This is a genomic window from Streptomyces sp. NBC_00247 (genome assembly GCF_036188265.1).
GTDB lineage: Bacteria > Actinomycetota > Actinomycetes > Streptomycetales > Streptomycetaceae > Streptomyces.
Map to the genome: position 1 here is coordinate 5,363,643 of NZ_CP108093.1, position 22,925 is coordinate 5,386,567.

Genomic DNA, 22,925 nt, shown 5'->3' on the forward strand with positions numbered 1-22,925 from the left:
TGCGGAGGGCCGGGTGCGTACGGGCCGCGGGCACGGGCGGTGCGTCCGGCGGCCCAGGGCGTGCGCGGGCGCGTACCGGGGCGCGATGGCCGCCGCCCCGTCCGGGCCGTCTCCCGCACGCCGTACCGTTGCCCGACGTGACCACCCTCGGAACCGGACTCGCGAGCGCCCGCCGCTGGCTGCGGGACCACCCGCTCGCCTTCGACGCGGCGCTCGCCCTCGCCGTCCTCGGGACCATGCTCGCGGCGTCCTTCGCCGGCTCCCGCCCGGGCCACCACGGGCCCTTCTTCGGCTCCCGGAGCCCCGTCGCCTCCAGCGTCGTCCTGATGCTGCTCGGCGCCGCCGCACTGGTGCTGCGCAGGAAGCGGGCCCTCCAGGTGCTCGGCTTCACCTGCTGCCTGTCGGTCGTGGAGTTCGTGGTGGTCGACCCGCCGGGACCGGTGGTGATGAGCGCGGTCGTGGCCCTCTACACCGTCGCCTCCCGCACCGACCGGCCCACCACCTGGCGGGTCGGGCTCGTCACCAGCGGCGCGCTCAGCGCCGCCGCGATGATCTTCGGGGCGGCCCCCTGGTACAGCCAGGTCAACCTGGGCGTCGTCGCCTGGACCGGCCTCGCCGGGGCGGCCGGCGACGCCGTACGCAGCCGCCGGGCCTTCATCGACGCGATCCAGGAACGCGCCGAACGCGCCGAGCGCACCCGCGACGAGGAGGCCCGCCGCCGTGTCGCCGAGGAGCGCCTGCGCATCGCCCGCGACCTGCACGACGTCGTCGCCCACCACATCGCCCTGGTCAATGTGCAGGCCGGGGTCGCCGCCCACGTCATGGACAAGCGACCGGACCAGGCCAAGGAGGCGCTCGCGCACGTACGGGACGCCAGCCGCTCCGCCCTCGACGAACTCCGCGCCACCGTGGGACTGCTGCGCCAGTCCGGCGATCCCACCGCGCCCACCGAACCCGCGCCCGGCCTCGCCGTCCTCGGCGAACTGGTCGACACCTTCCGCAACGCCGGACTCCCGGTGGAGGTCGCCTGCCCAGAGAACTCCGCCCCCCTGCCCGCGGCCGTCGACCTGGCCGCCTACCGGGTCGTCCAGGAGGCCCTGACCAATGTGCGCAAGCACGCCGGAGCCGGTACGAAGGCCGAGGTCAGCGTCGTACGGGTCGGCGGGACGGCCGAGGTGACCGTCCTCGACAACGGCCGCGGCACCCCCGCGGTCCCCGCCCAGGGCGGACTCGGCGGCGGCCACGGCCTCCTCGGCATGCGCGAGCGCGTCACCGCGCTCGGCGGCACCCTCACGGCGGGCCCCCGCTACGGCGGCGGGTTCCGGGTGCATGCGATCCTCCCGGTGGACGTCCGGCCGGGCGGTCCGGGACGTACGGGGGGACTCGCGTGAGCACGATCAGGGTGCTGCTCGCCGACGACCAGGCGCTGCTGCGCAGCGCGTTCCGGGTGCTGGTCGACTCGGAACCCGACATGCGGGTCGTCGGCGAGGCCGCCGACGGCGCCCAGGCGGTGGAACTCGCCCGCGCCACCGCCCCCGACGTCGTCCTGATGGACATCCGGATGCCCGGCACCGACGGCCTCGCCGCGACCCGGCTGATCAGCGCGGACCCGGCGCTCGTGGGCGTACGGGTCGTCATGCTGACCACCTTCGAGGTGGACGAGTACGTCGTCCAGTCGCTGCGGGCCGGGGCCTCCGGCTTCCTCGGCAAGGGCGCGGAACCCGAGGAGCTCCTCCAGGCGATACGCGTCGCCGCGGCCGGCGAGGCGCTGCTCTCCCCGGCCGCCACCAAGGGACTGATCGCCACTTTCCTCGCACAGGCGGCCTCTTCGGACGAACTGCCCGACGCCGCCGCCCACGCCGAGCGGCTGGACGCGCTCACCGTCCGCGAGCGTGAGGTGCTCGTCCAAGTCGCCGCCGGACACTCCAACGACGAGATCGCCGAACGCCTCGCCGTCAGCCCGCTCACCGTCAAGACCCACGTGAACCGGGCCATGGCGAAGCTGGGCGCCCGCGACCGGGCCCAACTGGTCGTCATCGCCTACGAGTCGGGCCTGGTACGCCCCCGGGGCGCGTGAACGGCCGCCCGCCGGACGGCCCTTCACGCACCCCGCGGGGTGCAGACCGGGTGGAGGCCCGCGTACTCCAGCTGCGGTACACGCGGGTCGCAAAAGCACCCCGGGGGGCGACGTTCCGGCGGAGGCGATCAGGGATCGTATGACTGGATCGGGTGTGTCCCCGTCGAATCCCCGCATCCGGTCGTCACCGCGTACGCCACAGAAGAGAGACCCCACCCATGTCCTGGCTGTCAAGGTTCAGCCTCGCGCAACGGGCCCTGATCGGGCTGATCTCCGTCATCGCGCTGGTCTTCGGCGCGATAGCGATCCCGCAGCTCAAGCAGCAGTTGCTGCCGACCATCGAACTGCCGATGGTGTCGGTCCTGGCGCCCTATCAGGGGGCCTCCCCCGATGTGGTCGAGAAGCAGGTCGTCGAACCGCTCGAAAACGCCATCAAGGCCGTCGACGGCATCGAGGGCGTCACCTCGACCGCCAGCGAGGGCAACGCCATCGTCATGGCCAGCTTCGACTTCGGGGACGAGGGCACCAAGCAGCTCGTCGCCGACATCCAGCAGGCCGTGAACCGGGCACGCAGCCAGCTCCCGGAGGGCGTCGACCCGCAGGTCGTCGCCGGTTCCACCGACGACATCCCGGCCGTGGTCCTCGCCGTCACCTCGGACAAGGACCAGCAGGCGCTCGCCGACCAGCTGGACCACACCGTGGTGCCCGCCCTGGAAGACATCGAGGGCGTGGGCCAGGTCGCGATCAGCGGCGTCCAGGACATGCAGGTGTCCGTCGTCCCCGACGACCAGAAGCTCGCGGCGGCAGGTCTTTCCCCGGCCTCCGTCTCCCAGGCGCTCCAGGCGGCGGGCGGCACCATGGCGGCCGGCTCCTTCGCCGAGTCGGGCGAGAGTCGCACCATCCAGGTCGGCGGCGGGTTCACCTCGCTCCGGCAGATCGAGGACGTCCGGATCGTCCCCGGTGCTGCCACCGGCAAGCCCGGCAAGCCGGTCCGCCTCGGTGACGTCGCCACCGTGAAGCAGGAGGAGGCCACCCCGGTCTCCATCACCCGCACCAACGGCAAACCGAGCCTCGCCGTGGCGGCGACGATGGACAAGGACGGCAGCGCCGTCGCCATCTCCGACGCGGTCGAGAAGATCCTCCCCGATCTGCGCAAGGACCTGGGTGCCGGCGCCGAGCTGACGGTCGTCACCGACCAGGGCCCGGCCGTCTCCAAGGCGATCTCCGGTCTGACCATCGAGGGCGCGCTCGGCCTGCTCTTCGCCGTCGTGGTGATCCTGATCTTCCTGGCGTCGATCCGCTCGACGCTCGTCACCGCGGTCTCCATCCCGCTCTCCGTGGTCCTCGCGCTCATCGTGCTGTGGACCCGGGACCTCTCGCTCAACATGCTCACCCTCGGCGCGCTGACCATCGCGATCGGCCGGGTGGTGGACGACTCGATCGTCGTGCTGGAGAACATCAAGCGGCACCTCGGCTACGGCGAGGAGCGGCAGTCCGCGATCGTCGCGGCGGTGAAGGAGGTGGCCGGAGCGGTCACCGCCTCCACCCTCACCACCGTCGCCGTCTTCCTGCCGATCGGTCTCGTCGGCGGCATGGTCGGCCAGCTCTTCGGCTCGTTCTCACTCACCGTCACGGCGGCCCTGCTCGCGTCCTTGCTGGTGTCGCTGACCGTCGTCCCGGTCCTGTCCTACTGGTTCCTGCGCGCGCCCAAGGGCACCGACGAGAACCCGGACCAGGCCCGCCGCAAGGCGGAGGAGAAGGAGGCGGCGAGCCGGCTCCAGCGGATCTACGTCCCCGTCCTCGGCTTCGCCACCCGGCGCCGGGTCACCAGTGTGGTGATCGCGCTGGTGATCCTGCTCGGCACGTTCGGCATGGCCCCGCTCCTGAAGACCACCCTCTTCGACGAGGGCGAGCAGGAAGTCATCTCGCTCACCCAGGAGCTGGCTCCGGGCACGAGCCTGGACGCGGCCGACGAGGCCGCCCGCAAGGTCGAGAAGGTCATCACGGCCGACAAGAGCGTGAAGGACTACCAGGTCACCGTCGGCTCCTCCGGCTTCCTGGCCGCCTTCGGCGGCAGCACGGGTGCCAACCAGGCCTCGTACCAGATCACGCTGAAGGACGCCGGCGACTACGACGCGGCCCAGAAGCGGATCGAGGAGGGTCTCGCGAAGCTGGACGGCATCGGCCAGACCAGCATCGCGGCGGGCGGCGGCTTCGGCAGCCAGGATCTGAGCGTCGTGGTCAAGGCGGCCGACCCGGACGTGCTGAGGAAGGCGTCCGAGGAGGTGCGCGCCGAGGTGAAGAAGCTGGACGGCGTCACCGACGTCCAGAGCGACCTCTCGCAGAGTGTCCCGCGCATCTCGGTCCGCGCCAACGACAAGGCCGCCGCGGCCGGCTTCGACCAGACCACGCTGGGCGCGCTCGTCACCGGCGCGGTCGGCGGTACGAAGTCGGGCAAGGCCATGCTGGACGACACCGAGCGTGACGTCGTCGTGAAGTCGGCGACGCCGGCCACCACCATGGCCCAGCTCGAAGACCTGAAGGTGGGCACGGTCCGGCTCAGCCAGATCGCGGACGTCGAGGTGGTCGACGGACCGGTCTCCATGACCCGTATCGACGGACAGCGCGCCGCCACCATCACCGCGCGGCCCACCGACGAGGACACCGGCGGGGTGAGCCAGGAGCTCACGAAGAAGCTCGACGCGCTGGACCTCCCCGAGGGCGCCACCGCCACCATCGGGGGTGTCAGCGCGGACCAGAGCGACGCGTACACGAAGCTCTTCCTCGCCATGCTGGCGGCCGTCGCGATCGTCTTCATGCTGCTGGTGGCGACCTTCCGTTCGCTGATCCAGCCGATGATCCTGCTGGTTTCCATCCCGTTCGCGGCCACCGGCGCGATCGGTCTGCTGCTCGTCACCGGCACCCCGATGGGCGTCCCGGCGATGATCGGCATGCTGATGCTCATCGGCATCGTGGTCACGAACGCGATCGTGCTGATCGACCTGATCAACCAGTACAGGTCCCAGGGCATGGGTGTCGTCGAGGCGGTCGTCGAGGGGGGCCGTCACCGGCTCCGGCCGATCCTGATGACCGCGCTGGCGACGATCTTCGCGCTGCTGCCGATGGCGCTCGGCATCACCGGCGAGGGCGGGCTCATCTCCCAGCCGCTGGCCGTCGTCGTGATCGGCGGTCTGATCACCTCCACCCTGCTGACGCTCCTTCTGGTGCCGACGCTGTACGCCATGGTGGAGCTGGGCAAGGAGCGCCGGGCCGAGAAGAGGGCGGCCAAGCGCGAGGCGAAGGGCCAGGTCCCCGCACAGAGCGACTCCGGTACGGACGGCTCCCGCGAGGCGGCCCACTCCGGCGTCTGACCCCGCCACGGCGACGGAAGAAGGGCCCGGCACCCGCACTCTCCTCACGGGAGTGCGGGTGCCGGGCCCTCAGCCGTGCGCGGGGCGCGTGCCCTACGGCAGCGCCAGCATCCGCTCCAGCGCCAGCTTCGCGTACTTCTCGGTCTCCGGGTCGACCTCGATCCGGTTGACGAGTTTGCCCTCGGCCAGCGACTCCAGCGTCCAGACCAGGTGGGGCAGGTCGATCCGGTTCATCGTGGAGCAGAAGCAGACCGTCTTGTCGAGGAAGACGATCTCCTTGTCCTCGGCGGCGAAACGATTCGCCAAACGGCGCACCAGGTTCAGCTCCGTACCGATGGCCCACTTGGAGCCGGCCGGGGCCGCTTCCAGCGCCTTGATGATGTACTCCGTCGAGCCGACCTGGTCGGCCGCCGCGACGACCTCGTGCTTGCACTCCGGGTGCACCAGGACGTTGACGCCGGGGATGCGCGCGCGGACGTCCTCGACGGACTCCACCGAGAAGCGCCCGTGCACCGAGCAGTGCCCACGCCAGAGGATCATCTTCGCGTCGCGCAGCTGCTGGGCCGTCAGGCCACCGTTCGGCTTGTGCGGGTTGTAGAGGACGCAGTCCTCCAGCGACATCCCCATGTCCCGGACGGCGGTGTTGCGACCCAGGTGCTGGTCGGGGAGGAAGAGGACCTTGTCGCCCTGCTCGAAGGCCCACTCCAGCGCCCGTTCGGCGTTGGAGGAGGTGCAGATGGTGCCGCCGTGGCGCCCGGTGAACGCCTTGATGTCGGCGGAGGAGTTCATGTACGAGACGGGGACGGTCCGGTCGGCCACGCCCGCCTCGGTCAGTACGTCCCAGCACTCGGCGACCTGCTCGGCGGTGGCCATGTCGGCCATCGAGCAGCCGGCCGCCAGGTCGGGCAGCACGACCTTCTGGTCGTCGCCGGTCAGGATGTCCGCGGACTCGGCCATGAAGTGCACACCGCAGAAGACGATGTACTCGGCCTCCGGGCGGGCGGCGGCGTCACGGGCCAGCTTGAAAGAGTCGCCGGTGACGTCCGCGAACTGGATGACCTCGTCGCGCTGGTAGTGGTGACCGAGGACGAACACCTTGTCCCCGAGCTTCTCCTTGGCCGCGCGGGCGCGCTCCACGAGGTCCGGGTCGGACGGGGAGGGCAGGTCGCCGGGGCACTCCACTCCGCGCTCGCTCTTCGGGTCGGCCTCACGGCCGAGCAGGAGCAGGGCCAGGGGCGACGGCTGAACATCGAGTTCCACAGGGGGGTGGGCCGTGGTCACGTCACGCACCCTTTCTTGTCATTGATGAGCGCGGCGGAGCCGGTCGGTGAGGCCGGTGGTCAGCGCCGGGAGTCTTTTCGTCTATTTGACGTTATCTATGATAACCGGATCGCGTCAGTTTGACGACGTCGTTACCGTCGATGTGACGCATACCCTCGCGCGCGCCGTGTGCGAGCATGAAAAGGAACAGACGGCCGCGGGCGCGGAATGAATCCGCGCGCGCGACGGTTGCACCGTCGGCAAGCAGTCCGTACAACCCGGGAGAGAAGCAGATGTCCGTATCGGACGAGACCACCACCGTGAGCGACGGCATCCTCCTGTCCGACGCCGCCGCAGCCAAGGTCAAGGGCCTGCTGGACCAGGAGGGCCGCGACGACCTCGCCCTGCGCGTCGCCGTTCAGCCCGGCGGCTGCTCCGGCCTGCGTTACCAGCTCTTCTTCGACGAGCGCTCGCTCGACGGCGACGTCGTGAAGGACTTCGACGGCGTCAAGGTCGTCACCGACCGCATGAGCGCCCCGTACCTCGGCGGTGCCTCGATCGACTTCGTCGACACCATCGAGAAGCAGGGCTTCACGATCGACAACCCCAACGCCACCGGCTCCTGCGCCTGCGGCGACTCGTTCAGCTAAGTCTTCACCGGTTTCCCGGAGACGCCCGGTCCACGGACCGGCTGCGGGACGAAGACGTACGACGAAGGCGGCCCCGAAAGCGATTCCGGGGCCGCCTTCGTACGTTCCGGTGTCCTACCCGCGGGGAACCGGCTTGCCGGATGCCGTCTCCAGGACGGTCCGCCCGGCGAGCGGAGCGTCCAGGGCCACCGGGACGGTCACCCTCTCGGCCATGGCCACGCAGGCCGTTCCCGGCTCCGGCCGCGGTTCGGTGATCGTGACCCGGACCTCCGTACGGTCCTCCTCGGCGCTCGCCGAGTAGGTGCCGCACACGCCGCCCCAGAACGCCACCTCCAGCGTCCGCCCGTGCTCGGTGTACGAAAGCGGCGTCACGCCGCGGGCCGGCCGCGAAGCCGACGGGGCCTCCAGGTAGGCGGGGGCGACGGCGACCTGGGCAACCGTGGAGACCGTGCCGCCCGCCTCCGGCCGCACGGTGAAGAGCCAGGACGGCACCAGGGCCGGCGCGTCGTCCACGGACTGCGCCGAGAGCCCGAACACCGCCTTCTCCACCGTCATCGGCGTCGGCGGCGCGGTGCGCCCCGAGGACGGTACGCACTCCGGTCCCGCCGTCTTCGGTCCGCCGTCCCCGCCGTCCAGGGGGACGGCCGTCGCGCAGGCGGGAGCGGTCCCGGCCCCCTGTGCGGCGTTCAGCGACGCCAGCGCGGCACGGGCGCCCACCACCGGGTAGGCGGCGTCCCGCGCCTCGGGCAGCACCAGCCGGCCCGAGGCCCCGGCCACCGCACCGTCCGGCCCCACCCGGACGTCGGTGGACCAGCCGTGCGTGGGCAGCCCTCCCACCACCGGATCGGCGCCGACCACCCGCAGCGCGCCCAGCAGCCCGCCGTCGGTGAGCGCCGCGTCCCCCAGGCCCAGGGCCTCCAGCACCGGCCGGGCCGCCGCCCTCGCCGCCCCGGGGCTCACCGGGCTCCGGCCCGAGGGGCCGTCGGCGCACACCGAGCCGGACGGGCAGGGGGAGAGGCCGCCGGTGCCGCGCAGGTACGTCCACGTCCCCGGCGCCGCCCGGGAGACCTCCAGGTACGGCTCCGCTCCGCCCGCGCCCAGCCGCCAGTAGCCGCCCTGCGACGCCGGGGTGCCCGGCATGCCGAACACCCGGGCCAGCCGCGTCGCGTCGGCGAGGGACACGGTGGCCGCGGTCCGGTGCACCCGCGCCGTCGCGGGGCCCTCGGGGAACTCGCCGCCGGGGCGGTAGATCACGCCCGTGGGGGCCGGCTCGCCGGGAGCGATGCCCTGGGCGGCCGGATCGGTCCGGTCGGCCGGTCCGGAGATGCTCAGGGGAGTCGGAGTCGGAGTCGGAGTAGGCGAGGCAGGTGCCGCTGCGGAGTTCTTCCCCTCGCCGCCGCTGTCCGCCGTGGCCGCCCACCAGACGCCGCCACCGCCGGCCAGCACCACCGCGGCCACCACCGCGCCGATCAGGGCCGGGGGCCGGCGCCGGGAACCGGCCGGGTTCTCGTCCGATCGCTCGATGCTCACTGTGAAGCTCCTTCGCCGTCGCGTCCGGGGCGGACGCTCCCGCCCCGTCCCCGGGAAGGGGGGACGGGGCTGTGACGGGGCGGAGCGGCGATCGGTTCCCGGCGAGCACGCGACACCGGGGCGTCAACCACCTTCCCGGGTAGGGGAGTCAGCCGCCGTACTCCTCCGTCGCCTCGATCAGCCGCGCGGAGGCGGGCGGCACCGTGACTCCGTGAATCAGGGACGGCGCGACGGGTGGCGTGGCAGTCTTCGGCGGAACGACCCAGTGCGGCGCCATCCGCACACAGTCACGCCTCAGATCGGCCAGGCTCGCTTCGGTCTCGGTCACGACGCTGTGTGTGGGCATATCCGCACCGTACGCACCGATCCCACTGAGTAGAAAGACCTACTATCGGGTAGTTTCGTCCCATCGGTACTCGGTACCTCAACGGGTAGCGTGAGGTGTCACGCCGTCCCGGAACGCTCACGCGTCTCCCCCCGCCCCGCAGGAGCAGCCTCCCGTGCGTATCGCAGTCACCGGCTCCATCGCCACCGACCACCTCATGACCTTCCCCGGCCGCTTCGCCGACCAGCTCGTCGCGGACCAGCTGCACACGGTCTCGCTCTCCTTCCTGGTCGACGCCCTGGACGTGCGCCGGGGAGGGGTCGCGGCCAACATCTGCTTCGGCATGGGGCAGCTCGGCACCTCCCCGGTGCTGGTGGGCGCCGCCGGATCCGACTTCGACGAGTACCGCGCCTGGCTCGACCGGCACGGCGTGGACACCGGATCGGTCCGCATCTCCGAGGTGCTGCACACCGCGCGCTTCGTCTGCACCACGGACGCCGACCACAACCAGATCGGCTCCTTCTACACCGGCGCCATGAGCGAGGCCCGGCTGATCGAGCTGCACAGCGTCGCCGAGCGCTTCGGCGGCCTCGACCTCGTCTCCATCGGCGCCGACGACCCGGAGGCGATGCTCCGCCACACCGAGGAGTGCCGCTCCCGGGGCATCCCCTTCGCCGCGGACTTCTCCCAGCAGATCGCCCGGATGAACGGCGAAGAGATCCGGATACTGCTGGAGGGCGCGACCTACCTCTTCTCCAACGAGTACGAGAAGGGGCTCATCGAGTCCAAGACCGGGTGGACCGACGAGGAGATCCTGGCCAAGGTCGGCCACCGGGTCACCACCCTCGGCGCGCGGGGAGTGCGCATCGAGCGCGTGGGCGAGCCGGTCATCGAGGTCGGCTGCCCCGACGAGGAGGCGAAGGCCGACCCGACCGGTGTCGGCGACGCCTTCCGCGCCGGCTTCCTCTCCGGCCTCGCCTGGGGCGTCGGCCTGGAGCGCGCCGCCCAGGTCGGCTGCATGCTCGCCACCCTGGTCATCGAGACGGTCGGCACGCAGGAGTACACCCTGCGCCGCTCCCGCTTCATGGACCGCTTCGCCAAGGCGTACGGCCACGAGGCCGCCGACGAGGTCCGCGCGCACCTCGCCTGAGCCCGGGTCCTTCCGTACGGTCCGGTTCCCGCCGGACCGTACGGGCCTCCGGTCTCCTCAGCCCAGTCGGCGGACCACGTACGCCGCGCCCCGCTCCGCCGGCTCCTCGCCCACGTACTCCTGCTCCCGCATCTCGCACCAGGCCGGGATGTCCAGCCGGGCCGCCTCGTCGTCGGCGAGCACCGTGACCGTGCCGCCCACCGGTACGTCGCCGATCACCTTGGCGAGTTCGATCACCGGGACCGGGCAGCGCCGGCCCAGCGCATCCACCACGAGCGAGGCGGCCGGCGCGACGGCGGCGGACCCGGCGGACCCGCCGGCCACCGGAACTCCGAGGCGCTCCCGGACCCCGGCGACCACCCCTGGCAGCACGTCGAGGAAGCGCTCCACGTCCGAGGCGGCCGTGCCCGCGGGCAGCGACACCCGGACGTTTCCCTCCGAGAGCACCCCCATCGCCTTCAGCACATGGCTGGGCGTCAGCGTGCTGCTGGTGCAGGACGAACCGGACGATACGGAGAAACCGGCCCGGTCCAGCTCGTGCAGCAGGGTCTCCCCGTCGACGTAGAGGCAGGAGAAGGTGACGACGTGCGGCAGCCGCCGCCCCGGGTCGCCCACCACCTCCACGTCCGGCACCCGGGCCGCCACCTCCGCGCGGACGCGGTCCACCAGCGCCCGCAGCCGCGCCGCCTCCGCTTCCGCCTCGGCGCGCACCGCGCGCAGCGAGGCGGCGGCGGCCACGATCGCCGGCAGGTTCTCGAAGCCGGCCGACCGCCCCGACTCCCGTTCGTCGGCGGGGCCCTGGGGTGCGAACCTGACCCCCTTGCGTACCGCCAGCAGTCCGACGCCCGCCGGTCCGCCCCACTTGTGCGCGCTCGCCGTCAGCAGTGACCAGCCGTCCGCCACCCGCCCCCACCCCAGCGACTGCGCCGCGTCCACCAGCAGGGGGACCCCCGCTTCCCGGCAGAGGGCGGCGACGGCCGCCACCGGCTGCTCGGTGCCCACCTCGTGGTTGGCGGACTGGAGGCAGGCGAGCGCGGTGTCCTCGCGCAGGGCGGCGCCGAACACCGCGGAATCCACCGCTCCGGTCCGTTCCACCGGCACCTCGGTGAAGGACCCGCCGGCGGCCTCGTGCGAGGCCGCGGCATGGAATACCGACGAGTGTTCGACGGCCGACGCGACCAGGCGACGGCCGACACGCCGACGGCCCGAAAGAGCTCCGGCAATTCCCATGTGCACCGCGGCCGTCCCCGAAGGGGTGAAAACGAGCTCGTCCGGGCGGCAGCCGACCGCCTCGGCCGCCGCCTCGCGGGCGGCGTCCAGCAGCATCCGGGCCCGCCGTCCCTCCCGGTAGAGCCGGGCGGGATCGGCCCAGCCCTCGTCCAGGGAGGCCAGCAGGGCCTGACGGGCCACGGGATGCAGGGGCGCGGAGGAGGCGGCGTCGAAGTAGGGCACCCCGCCACGCTAGCCCGCGGGCGGGCCGCCGCCGGTGGCGGCCGCCCGCGAACCAGGAAAGGGAACGTCAGATGGGCCCCGGAAGCCGGGATTCCACCCCTTCGGGGTGTCGGACGGCGCGTTGGGCACCCTCCCCGCGCGACCCCAAATAGCGTCCAGTAGGGTTTGGTCCGCATAAACATCCAAACCCCTGCCCGCGACAGGGCGGCGACCGACCAGAGACATACGGGCGCGCCGACCGTAGCGGGCGAGACTCTCGGGAAGGCGCTACGTGAGTCCCAACGGCTCCGACCGCTCGTCGCGGCGCCCGATGCGGCGGAAGCTGCCGCAGGTGCTGACTGCGGGCCTGGTCCTGGCGACGGCCTCCGGTTGTTCGTACAACTGGCAGGATTTCCCTCGCCTCGGTATGCCTACCCCGGTAACGGAAGAGGCCCCTCGGATCCTCTCCCTCTGGCAGGGCTCGTGGGCGGCAGCGCTCGCCACGGGTGTCCTCGTCTGGGGGCTGATCCTGTGGAGCGCCGTCTTCCACCGGCGTAGCCGGACCAAGGTGGAGGTCCCTCCGCAGACCAGGTACAACATGCCCATCGAGGCGCTGTACACAGTGGTCCCCCTCATCATCGTCTCGGTGCTCTTCTACTTCACCGCGCGCGATGAATCGAAGCTCCTCACCCTCTCCACCAAGCCCGTCCACAACATCAACGTGGTCGGCTACCAGTGGAGCTGGGCGTTCAACTACGTCGAGGACGTGGACGGCTCGCCGTCCACCACCAAGACGCCCGAGGAGCTCTCCTCGATCCCCGACCGCTACCTCGCGGACTTCCCGAAGGGCGCCGGCGGCGTCTACGACGCGGGAATCCCGGGCACGCGCAACCCCCAGACCGGCAACCCGGGTCCGACCCTGTGGCTGCCGAAGGGCGAGAAGGTCCGCTTCATCCTCACTTCGCGTGACGTCATCCACTCCTTCTGGGTGGTGCCGTTCCTCATGAAGCAGGACGTCATCCCGGGCCACACCAACGCGTTCGAGGTGACTCCGAACAAGGAGGGCACCTTCATGGGCAAGTGCGCCGAGCTCTGCGGAGTCGACCACTCCCGGATGCTCTTCAACGTCAAGGTGGTCTCTCCCGAGCGTTACCAGCAGCACCTCAAGGAGCTGGCGGAGAAGGGGCAGACGGGCTACGTGCCGTCAGGCATCGAGCAGACTGACCCCGCCAGGAATGCGGAGACCAACAAACTGTGAGCATCCTCAACGAACCTCAGGGTGCCGCGGCAGCAGACGACTCGTACGAGGATGAGCTGCCGGTACGGCGCAAGCAGCCGGGAAACGTCGTCATCAAGTGGCTGACCACCACTGACCACAAGACGATCGGCACGCTCTACCTGGTCACGTCGTTCGCGTTCTTCTGCATCGGTGGACTGATGGCGCTCTTCATGCGCGCCGAGCTGGCCCGTCCGGGTACGCAGATCATGTCGAACGAGCAGTTCAACCAGGCGTTCACGATGCACGGCACGATCATGCTGCTGATGTTCGCGACGCCGCTGTTCGCCGGGTTCACCAACTGGATCATGCCGCTGCAGATCGGCGCGCCCGACGTGGCGTTCCCGCGGCTGAACATGTTCGCGTACTGGCTGTACCTCTTCGGCTCGCTCATCGCGGTGGGAGGCTTCCTCACCCCGCAGGGCGCCGCCGACTTCGGCTGGTTCGCCTACTCCCCGCTGTCGGACGCCGTCCGCTCGCCGGGTGTCGGTGCCGACATGTGGATCATGGGTCTGGCCTTCTCCGGCTTCGGCACGATCCTCGGCGCGGTCAACTTCATCACCACGATCATCTGCATGCGCGCGCCCGGCATGACGATGTTCCGGATGCCGATCTTCGTGTGGAACGTCCTGCTGACGGCCGTCCTGGTCCTGCTGGCCTTCCCGGTTCTCGCCGCCGCGCTCTTCGCGTTGGAAGCGGACCGAAAATTCGGGGCCCACGTATTCGACGCGGCCAATGGCGGCGCACTGCTCTGGCAACACCTCTTCTGGTTCTTCGGACACCCAGAGGTGTACATCATCGCGCTGCCGTTCTTCGGAATCATTTCCGAAGTGATCCCCGTATTCAGCCGCAAGCCGCTCTTCGGCTACATCGGCCTGATCGCGGCCACCATCGCCATCGCGGGTCTCTCCGTGACGGTCTGGGCGCACCACATGTACGTGACGGGCGGCGTGCTCCTGCCGTTCTTCTCCTTCATGACGTTCCTCATCGCGGTACCGACCGGTGTGAAGTTCTTCAACTGGCTCGGCACGATGTGGAAGGGCTCGCTGTCCTTCGAGACGCCGATGCTCTGGTCCATCGGCTTCCTGATCACCTTCCTCTTCGGTGGTCTGACCGGCGTTCTGCTGGCCTCGCCGCCGCTGGACTTCCACGTCTCGGACTCGTACTTCGTCGTCGCGCACTTCCACTACGTCGTCTTCGGCACCGTGGTGTTCGCGATGTTCGCCGGATTCCACTTCTGGTGGCCGAAGTTCACCGGCAAGATGCTGGACGAGCGGCTCGGCAAGATCACGTTCTGGACGCTGTTCGTGGGCTTCCACGGCACGTTCCTGGTGCAGCACTGGCTCGGTGCCGAGGGCATGCCGCGTCGCTACGCGGACTACCTCGCGGCCGACGGCTTCACCGCGCTGAACACGATCTCGACGATCTCCTCGTTCCTGCTCGGCCTGTCGATCCTGCCGTTCTTCTACAACGTGTGGAAGACCGCCAAGTACGGCAAGAAGGTCGAGGTCGACGACCCGTGGGGCTACGGCCGTTCGCTGGAGTGGGCCACTTCCTGCCCGCCCCCGCGCCACAACTTCATCACCCTGCCGCGGATCCGTTCCGAATCCCCGGCGTTCGACCTGCACCACCCGGAGATCGCCGCGCTGGAGCAGCTCGGCCACCACTCCGAGGCCGACAAGGTCCTCGCCGGTGGTAAGGAGGCAGGCAAGTGAAGATCCAGGGCAAGCTGTTCATCTGGCTGAGCGTCTTCATCCTGATCATGGCCGTCACCTACGGCGTGTGGTCGAAGGAGCCGGTCGGCACCACCGCCCTCGTCCTGGCCTTCGGGCTGTCCATGATGATCGGCTTCTACTTGGCCTTCACGGCCAACAGGGTCGACCAGATGGCCCAGGACAACAAGGAAGCCGATGTGGCCGACGAGGCCGGCGACGTGGGGTTCTTCTCCCCGCACAGCTGGCAGCCGCTGTCGCTGGCGATCGGTGGCGCACTGCTCTTCATGAGCATCGCCTTCGGCTGGTGGCTGGCGTACTTCTCGGCCCCGATGCTGGCCATCGGCCTCTTCGGCTGGGTCTTCGAGTACTACCGCGGTGAGAACCGCACCCAGTGACACCGCGTTACCCGTAACACCTCGCGAGGGGCCCGACTGCTCGGCTGGAGCGGTCGGGCCCCTCGCTCGTTTGCAGTCGTACAACGCGCTGGATCGGATGAATCTTCTTAGCGTGGGTTCATGAACGACACGCCGCGTACCCGCTCCGCAGTGAGTTGCACCCTGCTGGTCGTGACCCTGGCCGCCGGTGCGACCGCCTGTGGAGGACCCGACGGTCACCCGCTCTCGGCCAAGCCGTTCGACGCGGCGGACCAGGTCTCCTTCAACGGCCATGCCCCGCAGGGGAAGGCCGATCCCGACAAGCCTCTGGAAGTCACCGTCAAGGGTGACGAGGGACGCATCACCGATGTGACGGCCGCGGACAGCACCGGCCGCCGTCTGGCCGGCGAGCTCGCCGCCGACGGTAAGCGCTGGCACTCCACCGCCCCGCTCGCCGCTGGCGCGCGGTACGAAGTGAGAGTCACCACCGAGGACGAGGACGGGGCCCCCGGCCGCCGTACGCTCTCCTTCGAGACCACCTCCCCGAAGAAGCTCCTGAACGTCTCCTTCGGCCCGCGCGCGGGCACGTACGGGGTCGGACAGCCCATCACGGCGGAACTCAGCGCTCCGGTCACCGACAAGGCCGCCAGGGCCACCGTCGAACGCTCCCTCAAGGTCCGTTCCACGCCCGCGGTGACCGGCTCCTGGTACTGGGTCGACGACAAGATCCTGCACTACCGGCCCCAGGAGTACTGGCCCGCAGGGGCGTCCGTCGAAGTGAGCAGCAACTTCAAGGGCATCAAGGTGACCAACGCCCTGCACGGCGCGGAGGTCAAGCCGCTCAAGCTCACCATCGGCGACCGGATCGAGGCCGTCACCGACGCCGCCGAGCACGAGATGACCGTGCTCCGCAACGGAGAAGTGATCAACACCATTCCGGTCACCACCGGGAAGCCCGGCTTCTCCACCCGCAACGGCATCAAGGTCGTGCTCGGGAAGGAGGCGTTCGTCCGGATGCGCGGGGAGACCGTCGGCATCTCGACCGACTCCTCTGAGTCGTACGACCTGCCGGTCTACTGGGCCACCCGGGTGACATGGAGCGGCGAATACGTGCACGCCGCGCCGTGGTCCGTCGGGTCGCAGGGCAGCGCCAACGTCAGCCACGGCTGCACCGGGATGAGCACGGACAACGCCGAATGGTTCTTCGACACCGTCCGCGAGGGAGACGTCGTCAAGGTCGTCGGCAGCGAGGGGGAGACCATGACCCCCTTCGACAACGGGTTCGGGGACTGGAACGTCTCCTGGGAGGCGTGGCAGAAGGGCAGCGCCCTGCGGAACGCCACGCCCGGGGCCGGAACCCACACGGTCGAGGCGGCGCGATTGCGTCCCCAGGTGTGACGCCGGGGGTGCGCCGCCTCACGGTAGGACCGTCCGGCAGGGCCGGGCGAGAGGTGTCAGGACGCTCCGGCCGCCACCTGGAGCCGTGTACGCACCAGGGCGGCCAGGGCGTCCGCGAACTCGACCGGGTCCACCGGAAGGGTCACGGCGGCGTCCGCGCGGCTCCAGGTGGCCAGCCAGGCGTCCTGCGGGCGCCCGATCAGCAGCAGCACGGGCGGGCAGTGGAACACCTCGTCCTTGATCTGCCGGCACACGCCCATGCCGCCCACGGGCGCGGTCTCGCCGTCCAGTACGCAGACGTCGACGCCGCCGGCGTCGAGCGCGGACAGCACCGCGGGCAGCGTCGCACACTCCAGGAACCGCACCTCGGGGACGTCGGCCGCGGGCCGTCGCCCGGTGGCGAGCTTCACCTGCTCGCGGATGTTGGCGTCGTCGCTGTAGACCAGGACCGTGGCGGTCGCCTGCATTGTTCCTCCGTGACAGCTGTGTCGTCGGGGCTCTCGGGGCATGAACCGATGCGCGGATCGTACTCCCGCGGACAGCTCGTCAGCACCGCTAATGACATCGATTCACTGGGCCGTTCGGGGAGGACACACCCCTCTGACACACCGAACGGCACCCCCGGGAGTGAGGGCGGGATAAGCGACCGACATAATGTCGGTCGTGGCGACAGCAACGACAGTAGAAACCGGGCACGCGCACCCGTCGGTCAATCGGCCGAACCTCACCAGCGTCGGAACCATCATCTGGCTGAGTTCCGAGCTGATGTTCTTCGCGGCCCTCTTCGCGATGTACTTCACCCTGCGATCGGTGATGGGACCGGATCACTGGAAGGAGATGGCCGACCATCTGAACTTCCCGTTCTCCGCGACGAACACCACGATCCTGGTGCTTTCCTCTCTCACCTGCCAGCTCGGCGTCTTCGCCGCGGAGCGGGGCGACGTGAAGAAGCTCCGGACGTGGTTCATCATCACGTTCGTCATGGGTGCGATCTTCATCGGCGGCCAGGTCGTGGAGTACACCGAGCTGGTCAAGACGGACGGGCTCTCCCTGTCCTCGGACCCGTACGGCTCGGTGTTCTACCTGACCACCGGCTTCCACGGCATGCATGTGACAGGCGGTCTCATCGCCTTCCTGCTGGTTCTCGGCAGAACATACGCGGCCAAGAGGTTCACCCACGAACAGGCGACCGCAGCCATCGTCGTGTCCTACTACTGGCACTTCGTCGATGTCGTGTGGATCGGCCTCTTCGCGACGATCTACATGATCAAGTAACCGGGCGCTCGCACCCACCCATCATCGACGCAGAAGATCCTGACACCGGGGTAATCCGTGAAAAAGCTCTCCGCACGACGACGCCATCCACTGGCGGCCGTCGTCGTACTACTCCTCGCGCTGGCGGCTACCGGGGGGCTGTACGCCGCGTTTGCGCCTGCGGGCAAGGCGCAGGCAGACGAATCCGTCCAGTCCCTCCCCATTGAGGAGGGCAAGAAGCTCTACACCGTCGGCTGCGCCAGCTGCCACGGAACCAGTGGTCAGGGCACGTCCGACGGGCCTTCGCTGGTCGGCGTCGGCTCCGCCGCCGTCGACTTCCAGGTCGGCACCGGCCGCATGCCCGCGCAGCAGCCGGGTGCCCAGATTCCGGCGAAGAAGGTCATCTACTCGCAGGGGGAGATCGACCAGCTCGCGGCGTACGTCGCTTCGCTCGGCGCCGGCCCCATCACGCCGACCGAGAAGCAGGTCAGCCCCGACGGGGCGGACATCGCCAAGGGCGGGGACCTGTTCCGCACCAACTGCGCCCAGTGTCACAACTTCACGGGCGAAGGCGGTGCGCTGACGGACGGCAAGTACGCCCCGAGCCTGGAAGGCGCGAGCCCGAAGCACATCTACGAGGCCATGCAGACCGGCCCGCAGAACATGCCCTCCTTCCCCGACACGACGATGCCCGAGCAGCAGAAGCAGGACATCATCGCGTACATCAAGACCGTGAACGGTGACAACAGCGAGAGCCCGGGCGGCCTGTCGCTCGGTGGCCTCGGACCGGTCAGCGAAGGCCTGTTCGCCTGGATCTTCGGTCTGGGCCTTCTGATCGCCGTCGCCGTCTGGGTCGCGGCCCACACCGCTAAGGCCAAGAAGTCATGAGTAGCCAAGAAGAGAATCCAGAGAAGAGCCTGCTCGCCGAGCAGGACGCCGCGCACGGCGCGGTAGTGGTCGCGGACGATCCGTTCGCGAACCCGGGGCTGCCGGCCCACAAGCCGCGCATCCAGGACATCGACGAACGTGCCGCCGACCGCTCCGAGCGAGTCGTCGCGTACCTGTTCATGCTGTCCATGCTGGCGACGGTGGCGTTCATCGCCTCCTACGTCATCTTCCCGGTCGACAAGATCGTCTACATCTGGCCGTTCGGCCACGTGAGCGCGCTGAACTTCTCCCTGGGTCTCACCCTGGGTGTGGCGCTCTTCGCCATCGGCGCGGGTGCCGTCCACTGGGCCCGCACCCTGATGTCCGACGTCGAGGTCCCCGCCGAGCGTCACGCGATCGAGGCCACGCCCGAGGTCAAGGCGCAGGTCCTCGCGGACTTCAAGGCCGGTGCCGAGGAGTCCGTGATCGGCCGTCGCAAGCTGATCCGCACCACGATGTTCGGCGCGCTGGCCCTGGTGCCGCTCGCCGGTGTGGTGCTGCTGCGCGACCTCGGTCCGCTGCCGGAGAAGAAGCTCCGTTCCACGCTGTGGGCCAACGGCAAGAAGCTCATCAACATGAACACGATGGAGCCTCTTCGTCCTGAGGACATCGCGGTCGGTTCGCTGACCTTCGCCATGCCCGAGGGCCTGGAGGAGGACGCCGAGGACTTCCAGGCGCAGATCGCCAAGGCCGCCCTGATGATCATTCGCATCGAGCCGAACGACATCAAGGACAAGCGCGAGCGCGAGTGGGCGCACGAAGGCATCGTCGCCTTCTCCAAGATCTGCACCCACGTCGGCTGCCCGATCAGCCTGTACGAGCAGCAGACGCACCACGTGCTCTGCCCGTGCCACCAGTCCACCTTCGACCTCTCCGACGGCGCCCGCGTCATCTTCGGTCCGGCCGGGCACGCGCTTCCGCAGCTGCGGATCGGCGTGAGCAGCGAGGGCGACCTCGAAGCTCTCGGTGACTTCGAAGAGCCCGTCGGTCCTGCCTTCTGGGAGCGCGGATGAGTACTACGACGGAAACCACGCGCAAGGCGCCCGCAGGTGAGCGGGTCGCCGACTGGGCGGACGGCCGGCTGGGGATCTACGGCCTGGCCAAGGCCAACATGCGCAAGATCTTCCCGGACCACTGGTCCTTCATGCTGGGCGAGGTCTGCCTCTACAGCTTCATCATCATCATCCTCACGGGTGTGTATCTGACGCTGTTCTTCCACCCGAGCATGAACGAGGTCGTGTACCACGGCCCGTACGAGCCCATGCAGGGCATCCGGATGTCCGAGGCGTACGCCTCGACGCTGAACATCAGCTTCGACGTCCGCGGTGGTCTGCTCGTGCGGCAGATCCACCACTGGGCCGCGCTGATCTTCCTGGCCGGCATGTTCGTGCACATGATGCGCGTGTTCTTCACGGGCGCGTTCCGCAAGCCGCGCGAGATCAACTGGCTCTTCGGGTTCCTGCTGTTCGTCCTGGGCATGTTCACCGGCTTCACCGGTTACTCGCTCCCGGACGACCTGCTCTCCGGTACGGGTGTCCGCTTCATGCAGGGCGCGATCCTGTCCGTGCCGATCGTCGGCACGTACCTCGCGTACTTCCTGTTCGGCGGGAACTTCCCCGGCGGCGACTTCGTGGCCCGGTTCTACTCGGTCCACATCCTGCTGCTCCCCGGCATCATGATGGGCCTGCTGGTGGGCCACCTGATCCTGGTCTTCTACCACAAGCACACGCAGTTCGCGGGCCCCGGCCGCACGAACAAGAACGTCGTGGGCATGCCGCTGCTGCCGGTCTACATGGCCAAGGCCGGAGGATTCTTCTTCCTGGTCTTCGGTGTCATCTCGGTCGTCGCCGCCATCGCCTCGATCAACCCGATCTGGGCCATCGGCCCGTACCGGCCGGACCAGGTGTCCACCGGCGCGCAGCCCGACTGGTACATGGGCTTCTCCGAAGGCCTGATCCGTGTCATGCCGGGCTGGGAGATCAACCTCTGGGGTCACACGCTCGTCCTGGGCGTCTTCATCCCGCTGGTCATCTTCCCGCTGGTGCTGGCCGCGATCGCGGTGTACCCGTTCATCGAATCCTGGGTCACCGGAGACAAGCGCGAGCACCACATCCTGGACCGGCCGCGCAACGCGCCGACCCGGACCGCCTTCGGTGTCGCCTGGATCAGCTGGTACTTCGTGCTGCTCGTCGGTGGTGGAAACGACCTCTGGGCCACCCACTTCCACCTGTCGATCAACGCGATCACCTGGTTCGTGCGTGTCGGCTTCTTCGTGGTGCCGGTCCTGGTGTTCATCGCCACCAAGCGGATCTGCCTCGGCCTCCAGCGCCGCGACAAGGAGAAGGTGCTGCACGGACGCGAGTCCGGGCTCATCAAGCGCCTGCCGCACGGTGAGTTCGTGGAGATCCACGAGCCGCTCAGCCAGGGCCAGCTGCACACCCTCACGGCGCACGACCAGTACACCCCGCTCGAGATCGGCCCGACGGTCGACGAGAACGGTGTCGAGCGCAAGGTCTCGGCCCTCACGAAGCTGCGCGCCAAGCTCAGCAAGGGCTACTACGGCGAGCACAACCAGATCGCCAAGCCCACCGCCGAGGAGTACAAGGAGATCACCAGCGGCCACGGTCACCACTGATCGCCTGAACTGATCGCCACAGCCAGGAGCCCCGTCCATTCGCCGGACGGGGCTCTTCGCCGTTCCCGGGCCCCGATAGGGTGGAGCGGCACCCCCCTTTCCGGCTGTGGATTCTTGGAGCGGACCATGAACGTGGCGACCCCGAACGGCGGCGACAGCGCGGCGGACCGTTCCTGGTCCGGCGTACTGACGTCCCTGGTGCGCGGCCAGGACCTCGGCGCGGACGACACCGCCTGGGCCATGGACCGGATCATGAGCGGGGACGCCACCGACGTGCAGATCGCGGGCTTCGCCATCGCGCTGCGCGCCAAGGGCGAGACGGTCGCCGAGGTGAGCGGCCTGGTGCGCGCGATGTACGAGCACGCCCGCACCATCGAGGTGCCCGGCCCTTCGGTCGACATCGTCGGCACCGGCGGCGACCTCGCGAAGACGGTCAACATCTCCACGATGTCCGCGATCGTGATCGCCGGCACGGGGGCCAAGGTCGTCAAGCACGGCAACCGGTCCGCCTCCTCGGCCAGCGGTGCCTCCGACGTCCTGGAGAAGCTCGGCGTCAACCTGGAGCTGACCCCGCAGCGGGTCGCCGAGGTGGCGGCCGAGGCGGGCATCACCTTCTGCTTCGCGGTGAAGTTCCACCCGGCCCTGCGGTACGCCGCCAAGGCCCGTAAGGAACTCGGCACCCAGACCACCTTCAACATCCTCGGCCCGCTCACCAACCCCGCCCACGTCCGCGCCCAGGCCGTGGGGGTCGCCGACCTGAGGATGGCGCCCATCGTGGCCGGTGTCCTCGCCGAGCGCGGCAACTCCGCGCTCGTCTTCCGCGGCGACGACGGGCTCGACGAGCTGACCACCACCGCGACCTCCCGGGTCTGGGTGGTCCGGGACGGCGAGGTGCGTGAGGAGGCCTTCGACCCGCGCCACGTGGGGCTGGAACTGGTGCCGGTCGAGGCGCTGCGCGGCGCCGACCCCTCGTACAACGCGGACGTCGCCCGCCGGGTGCTGGACGGCGAGAAGGGTGCGGTGCGCGAGGCGGTGCTGCTGAACTCGGCGGCGGCGCTCGTGGCGCTCGACCCGGGCGAGGGCACCCTCACCGAGCAGATCGGCGCCAAGATCGAGGCCGCCGCCGAGTCCATCGACTCCGGGTCCGCGCACCGCGCGCTGGAGCGCTGGGTGGCGGCCAGCAACGCCTGACGTGCACGTGTGAAGAAGGGGCGCGGTCCGCGATGCGGACCGCGCCCTTGCGTTCACCGGCACCTGTGGCAAGATGCTGGCAGGTCATGAGTGACAGCGACTACGGCCCCGGCCCGCTGTCCGGCAACCCTCCGTCCGTGGCGGGGTGCCCCGGGTGAAGACCAGGCCGCAGGCAGCGAGGTCTGCGGCAAGCGCGGGCCCCTCGGCATTCGATGCCAACCCCCGGGGTCCTGGTCCCTAGGGAGCCTCTTGTGAGCAAGCGAATGCGATAGGGCGCAACGCCCTTCTCCGCACCCCTCTCCTCTCTTCGCACCGTGCTGCCGCGTACCCGCCGGCCCGGTGAATTCGCCTGTGTACTCCG

General features: G+C 69.7%; 19 protein-coding genes and 1 riboswitch. Of the genes, 14 read left to right on the plus strand and 5 right to left on the minus strand.

Annotated elements, in window-relative coordinates; genetic code table 11:
- Positions 1–137: 137 nt before the first annotated feature.
- The 3 genes from OHT52_RS23360 (at position 138) to OHT52_RS23370 (ending at position 5,448) form a co-directional block, all read left to right on the plus strand.
- Positions 138–1,391: a sensor histidine kinase gene (locus OHT52_RS23360; protein ID WP_328722131.1), complete on the plus strand. Its 1,254-nt coding sequence runs from the start codon at positions 138–140 to the stop codon at positions 1,389–1,391.
- Complete coding sequence (locus OHT52_RS23365) at positions 1,388–2,077, plus strand: response regulator transcription factor (protein ID WP_328722132.1); 690 nt, start codon at positions 1,388–1,390, stop codon at positions 2,075–2,077. The genes OHT52_RS23360 and OHT52_RS23365 overlap by 4 nt, the downstream gene beginning before the upstream one ends.
- A 218-nt stretch (positions 2,078–2,295) precedes the next feature.
- Positions 2,296–5,448: an efflux RND transporter permease subunit gene (locus tag OHT52_RS23370; RefSeq protein ID WP_328722133.1), complete on the plus strand. Its 3,153-nt coding sequence runs from the start codon at positions 2,296–2,298 to the stop codon at positions 5,446–5,448.
- A 93-nt stretch (positions 5,449–5,541) separates the two neighbouring features.
- On the opposite strand, the gene nadA is transcribed toward OHT52_RS23370, so the two are convergent.
- On the minus strand, positions 5,542–6,738 hold the full coding sequence (gene nadA, locus OHT52_RS23375) for a quinolinate synthase NadA (protein ID WP_328722134.1): 1,197 nt from the start codon (positions 6,736–6,738) through the stop codon (positions 5,542–5,544).
- Between the two features lie 263 nt (positions 6,739–7,001).
- Here nadA and OHT52_RS23380 point away from each other — a divergent pair, with 263 nt between their 5' ends.
- Entirely contained in the window at positions 7,002–7,358 is a 357-nt protein-coding gene (locus OHT52_RS23380) for a HesB/IscA family protein (RefSeq protein ID WP_266703501.1), read from the plus strand.
- Between the two features lie 114 nt (positions 7,359–7,472).
- On the opposite strand, the gene OHT52_RS23385 is transcribed toward OHT52_RS23380, so the two are convergent.
- Together OHT52_RS23385 and OHT52_RS23390 are read right to left on the minus strand one after the other, a co-directional pair.
- Positions 7,473–8,888 carry a hypothetical protein gene (locus OHT52_RS23385; protein WP_328722135.1) on the minus strand — a complete coding sequence of 472 codons (1,416 nt, stop codon included), beginning with the start codon at positions 8,886–8,888 and terminating at the stop codon, positions 7,473–7,475.
- Between the two features lie 148 nt (positions 8,889–9,036).
- Positions 9,037–9,234 (minus strand): hypothetical protein, encoded by a 198-nt coding sequence (locus OHT52_RS23390; RefSeq protein WP_328722136.1) that lies wholly within the window; start codon positions 9,232–9,234, stop codon positions 9,037–9,039.
- Positions 9,235–9,388: 154 nt separating this feature from the next.
- Here OHT52_RS23390 and OHT52_RS23395 point away from each other — a divergent pair, with 154 nt between their 5' ends.
- Positions 9,389–10,363 (plus strand): carbohydrate kinase family protein, encoded by a 975-nt coding sequence (locus OHT52_RS23395; RefSeq protein WP_328722137.1) that lies wholly within the window; start codon positions 9,389–9,391, stop codon positions 10,361–10,363.
- Between the two features lie 57 nt (positions 10,364–10,420).
- Here the strand turns inward: OHT52_RS23395 and OHT52_RS23400 are convergent, their stop codons facing one another.
- The gene (locus OHT52_RS23400) at positions 10,421–11,815 is read right to left on the minus strand and encodes a cysteine desulfurase/sulfurtransferase TusA family protein (RefSeq protein ID WP_328722138.1); all 1,395 of its coding nucleotides are present in this window, start codon (positions 11,813–11,815) and stop codon (positions 10,421–10,423) included.
- 271 nt (positions 11,816–12,086) lie between these two features.
- Between OHT52_RS23400 and ctaC the strand changes: the two genes are divergently transcribed.
- The 4 genes from ctaC (at position 12,087) to OHT52_RS23420 (ending at position 16,557) form a co-directional block, all read left to right on the plus strand.
- On the plus strand, positions 12,087–13,052 hold the full coding sequence (gene ctaC, locus OHT52_RS23405) for an aa3-type cytochrome oxidase subunit II (protein ID WP_328722139.1): 966 nt from the start codon (positions 12,087–12,089) through the stop codon (positions 13,050–13,052).
- Positions 13,049–14,785, plus strand: coding sequence for an aa3-type cytochrome oxidase subunit I (gene ctaD / locus OHT52_RS23410; RefSeq protein ID WP_266703489.1), 1,737 nt, complete (start codon positions 13,049–13,051; stop codon positions 14,783–14,785). The genes ctaC and ctaD overlap by 4 nt, the downstream gene beginning before the upstream one ends.
- Positions 14,782–15,180 (plus strand): cytochrome c oxidase subunit 4, encoded by a 399-nt coding sequence (locus OHT52_RS23415; protein WP_328722140.1) that lies wholly within the window; start codon positions 14,782–14,784, stop codon positions 15,178–15,180. Before ctaD ends, OHT52_RS23415 begins: the two co-directional genes overlap by 4 nt.
- A 120-nt stretch (positions 15,181–15,300) precedes the next feature.
- Entirely contained in the window at positions 15,301–16,557 is a 1,257-nt protein-coding gene (locus OHT52_RS23420; protein ID WP_328722141.1) for a L,D-transpeptidase, read from the plus strand.
- 56 nt (positions 16,558–16,613) lie between these two features.
- Here the strand turns inward: OHT52_RS23420 and OHT52_RS23425 are convergent, their stop codons facing one another.
- Positions 16,614–17,024, minus strand: coding sequence for a hypothetical protein (locus tag OHT52_RS23425; RefSeq protein ID WP_328722142.1), 411 nt, complete (start codon positions 17,022–17,024; stop codon positions 16,614–16,616).
- A gap of 187 nt (positions 17,025–17,211) precedes the next feature.
- Between OHT52_RS23425 and ctaE the strand changes: the two genes are divergently transcribed.
- The 5 genes from ctaE (at position 17,212) to trpD (ending at position 22,564) form a co-directional block, all read left to right on the plus strand.
- Complete coding sequence (gene ctaE, locus OHT52_RS23430) at positions 17,212–17,832, plus strand: aa3-type cytochrome oxidase subunit III (protein WP_266703481.1); 621 nt, start codon at positions 17,212–17,214, stop codon at positions 17,830–17,832.
- Positions 17,833–17,889: 57 nt separating this feature from the next.
- Positions 17,890–18,699, plus strand: coding sequence for a cytochrome bc1 complex diheme cytochrome c subunit (gene qcrC, locus OHT52_RS23435; protein ID WP_328722143.1), 810 nt, complete (start codon positions 17,890–17,892; stop codon positions 18,697–18,699).
- A complete protein-coding gene (qcrA, locus tag OHT52_RS23440; RefSeq protein WP_328722144.1) occupies positions 18,696–19,751 on the plus strand; it encodes a cytochrome bc1 complex Rieske iron-sulfur subunit in 1,056 nt (351 codons plus the stop codon). The genes qcrC and qcrA overlap by 4 nt, the downstream gene beginning before the upstream one ends.
- A complete protein-coding gene (gene qcrB / locus OHT52_RS23445) occupies positions 19,748–21,373 on the plus strand; it encodes a cytochrome bc1 complex cytochrome b subunit (protein ID WP_328722145.1) in 1,626 nt (541 codons plus the stop codon). Before qcrA ends, qcrB begins: the two co-directional genes overlap by 4 nt.
- Positions 21,374–21,499: 126 nt before the next feature.
- A complete protein-coding gene (gene trpD / locus OHT52_RS23450; RefSeq protein WP_328722146.1) occupies positions 21,500–22,564 on the plus strand; it encodes an anthranilate phosphoribosyltransferase in 1,065 nt (354 codons plus the stop codon).
- Positions 22,565–22,646: 82 nt separating this feature from the next.
- Positions 22,647–22,764, plus strand: a riboswitch (SAM riboswitch).
- The last annotated feature ends 161 nt before the right edge of the window (positions 22,765–22,925 follow it).

What these genes read in the sequence shown, in the direction of transcription:
- OHT52_RS23370 (WP_328722133.1), top strand. Translation starts at nt 2,296, where the DNA reads ATGTCCTGGCTGTCAAGGTTCAGCCTCGCGCAACGGGCCCTGATCGGG.
- OHT52_RS23380 (WP_266703501.1), top strand. Translation starts at nt 7,002, where the DNA reads ATGTCCGTATCGGACGAGACCACCACCGTGAGCGACGGCATCCTCCTG.
- OHT52_RS23390 (WP_328722136.1), bottom strand. Translation starts at nt 9,234, where the DNA reads ATGCCCACACACAGCGTCGTGACCGAGACCGAAGCGAGCCTGGCCGAT.
- OHT52_RS23420 (WP_328722141.1), top strand. Translation starts at nt 15,301, where the DNA reads ATGAACGACACGCCGCGTACCCGCTCCGCAGTGAGTTGCACCCTGCTG.
- OHT52_RS23425 (WP_328722142.1), bottom strand. Translation starts at nt 17,024, where the DNA reads ATGCAGGCGACCGCCACGGTCCTGGTCTACAGCGACGACGCCAACATC.
- ctaE (WP_266703481.1), top strand. Translation starts at nt 17,212, where the DNA reads ATGTCGGTCGTGGCGACAGCAACGACAGTAGAAACCGGGCACGCGCAC.
- qcrA (WP_328722144.1), top strand. Translation starts at nt 18,696, where the DNA reads ATGAGTAGCCAAGAAGAGAATCCAGAGAAGAGCCTGCTCGCCGAGCAG.
- qcrB (WP_328722145.1), top strand. Translation starts at nt 19,748, where the DNA reads ATGAGTACTACGACGGAAACCACGCGCAAGGCGCCCGCAGGTGAGCGG.
- trpD (WP_328722146.1), top strand. Translation starts at nt 21,500, where the DNA reads ATGAACGTGGCGACCCCGAACGGCGGCGACAGCGCGGCGGACCGTTCC.